The sequence below is a fragment of the Mycobacterium sp. genome, from assembly GCF_025933915.1.
Taxonomy (GTDB): domain Bacteria; phylum Actinomycetota; class Actinomycetes; order Mycobacteriales; family Mycobacteriaceae; genus Mycobacterium.
Map to the genome: position 1 here is coordinate 1 of NZ_JAICZA010000315.1, position 1,796 is coordinate 1,796.

General features: G+C 70.9%; 1 protein-coding gene and 1 pseudogene. Both read right to left on the reverse strand.

The annotated features are described in order from the left end of the window. Positions 1 to 446: pseudogene (locus Q0W90_RS24435) on the reverse strand (hypothetical protein); the annotation flags it as partial. Positions 447 to 1,102: 656 nt separating this feature from the next. After that, positions 1,103 to 1,796, reverse strand: a 694-nt coding sequence (locus Q0W90_RS24440) for a CAP domain-containing protein (RefSeq protein ID WP_297777265.1), incomplete at its 5' end; no start/stop codon positions are given.

Genomic DNA, 1,796 nt, shown 5'->3' on the forward strand with positions numbered 1-1,796 from the left:
CGGATCAACTCCTCGCCGACCCACGCGCAGGCCGACCAGACCTGCCAGCCGGGCAGTCGTCCGACGAGGAGGGCAAGACCGGCCCCGAGGGCGGCCAGGTAGAGCGATTGGGCGATCGCCAGGACGATCCACGCCAGCGGCGTGACGACGTGCAGCCAGAAAATCAAGGGGACGAACTCGGCGAGCCCGGCGGCGACCCCGACGAGCAGGCCCCCTCGCCAACTGCGACCGCGGCAGGCCAGCGTGATCGCGGTGACCGCGGGGATGGCCATCGGCCACCAGCCCAGCGGCGGAAACGCGGAGTAGAGCGCGAGCCCGCCCAGCGCCCCGAGAGTGACCGCACGGCCTGGGAAGCGGCGCCAATCCGGACGACGACGGTCTGGCGCGCCGCTGACACGCGGATTGTCATCGTGGTTCAGCGTCGCGGCCCCGCTGGCAGGCCACATCAAGGCAGCCTCCTTCAGGGGTTGGCGACGCTGGTGACTTTCTCGCACGGTACAACGCCGAGGGCTGCTCCGGCGCTCCCGTCAGGCGTCGCTGGGCGGCAAGCTCGACGCGAAGCTGGAGGCGAAGCTCCAGGGCGGGGCCGAAGACGCCCGACTTCACCCGCGGACACCCGTCTAACGGTGCGCTGGCAGGGCATCCGGTGTCTAAGGGTGACCGGCCGGAACGGCTCGGTGGCCGACGGCGTACGACCGCCAATGGCAGAGGGTAAGGGTCGGGCGCCCTTCGGACCGATAGCGCTCCCGCCGGCTGCGGCAGCGCCACCGTTGTCTACTGGGCGCCCGAACCCTCCCGGGTGTCGCACCCCCTACCGACCGGAACGGCGTCGTGCGCTGATCACTTCACACCTGGGCCTGGCACCGAGGCGACGCCGGCGCGGTGCCGCGCGGGCCGCCCATGACTCAGGGTTTCGAGATCGCGACGGGTTCTCCTCGGTCGAAAACTCGGTGGACGCCGGGAACATATCGGTTCATGTCCTGCCCCTGTCAACCGTGCCCTGACGTGCGAAAACGCGCGTCGTCGCAGGTCAGCGGGGTGCTTCGAAACCCCGGAAATTCAAGGAAAGTTTTCCGAATCCAGGTGTCGCTCTGGTGCCCGGTTAGTTGAGAGTCGCGTTGATCGCGACGAAGTCGAGCAGCCGGGTGACCGGGTCGGGGCCGCGCACGCCGGGCCCGTTGTCGAGCTGGCTGGCCAACCGCTGCGCTTCGGCCAGTGACACTCGGCTCAGGTCGCGCGATGCCCGGGTCTGGGCCGCCACCGGCGGCTGGGCAGCGGGCGGCGCGGCGACGGTCAGCGTGGCGACCGGCGGCCGGACCGTTGTGTGGTGTTGGGTCGGCGCAGGCTGCGGCGCCGCGTGGTGGGTCACGACCGGTTTGGGGGCTGGCGCCGCCACGGCGCCCGACGGTCGGCGGAAAATTTCCGACACCCACATCACGCCGGCTGAGTCGACGACCGCGCCGACACCGATCTGGGTGTAGGAGCCGGACAGGATGTTGGCGCGGTGCTCGGTCGAGTTCATGAACGCCGTCTCGATCGCCGCGGCCGATGGTCCCTCGCCGACGTTCTCCCCGATCACCGACCAGCAGCACACCGCCCCGCCGAGGTTCGGCGTGTGCGCCAGGGTTCGGGACGCCGCCATCCGGCTTGCCTGCGCGCGCGCCGCCGCGGACAGGTCGGAGCTGACCGACAGGCCGGCCAAGCCGTGCGCCGACCGCGCGCTGTTCACCATCGACACGAAGCTCGAGCTTGAGTCGGCGCGAGCGCCGTGAGCGGCGAAGACGAGGCCTGCCAGC